The 788-nt window shown below is 55.5% G+C and carries 2 rRNA genes; both read right to left on the bottom strand.

The window, feature by feature from the left end:
- A 23S ribosomal RNA gene (locus tag AC1DFR_RS22335) occupies nucleotides 1–104 on the bottom strand; the annotation flags it as partial.
- 553 nt (nucleotides 105–657) lie between these two features.
- Nucleotides 658–788, bottom strand: a 16S ribosomal RNA gene (locus AC1DFR_RS22330); the annotation flags it as partial.

Raw genomic sequence — 788 nt, 5'->3', positions numbered from 1 at the left:
ATCACAGTCCGGTTATCGACTCCCCCAGGCTTATCGCAGATTCCTACGTCCTTCTTCGGCTCCTAATGCCAAGGCATCCACCGTGTGCTCTTAAAAACTTGACCACAAAAGATCAAGGAGTAATTTTCGAGAGAACCACAGAAACCACCTCCATCACCCCAAAAGGCAACAGCGACAGATCCAGGTTCATATTCTTGGAAATTGCTTCTTATAAAAGATGCTCGCGTCCACTATGTAGTTCTCAAACAACAACCCCGTACCACACACCCCACACACACCCCGCCCCCAAAAGGAGCAGAACAACCGTGTGATCGGTGCAGCCAGGAAACCAGAAACACAAGTCCCACACCACCACCACGCACCCACCCCCGAAAGGGAAGGACAACGCGGCCGCGCCATGGTCCTGTTGCCTCAGGACCCAACAGTGTGCCAAACACTACCCAACAGCTCATTCCGGCGTGCGTTCCAGGACCCCCACACTTCCGAAGAAGAGAGAGCATCCGTACTAGCTGCCGGCCTGTGCCGCCAGGCACCTATTTGTTGATATTCCACCCGTGAGCACCCGCCGCAGAACTAGCGTCTGCGCAACGGGCGTACTCCTGACAACCCCACCACACCCGCATACACGGGGCAGAGAAAGTTGTAGGTGCTCCTTAGAAAGGAGGTGATCCAGCCGCACCTTCCGGTACGGCTACCTTGTTACGACTTAGTCCCAATCGCCAGTCCCACCTTCGACAGCTCCCTCCCACAAGGGGTTAGGCCACCGGCTTCGGGTGTTACCAACTTTC

Source organism: Arthrobacter sp. 05T410 (assembly GCF_056396505.1).
Note: the sequence above shows the minus strand (reverse complement) of the source record. Positions and strands in the feature narration are given on the sequence as shown.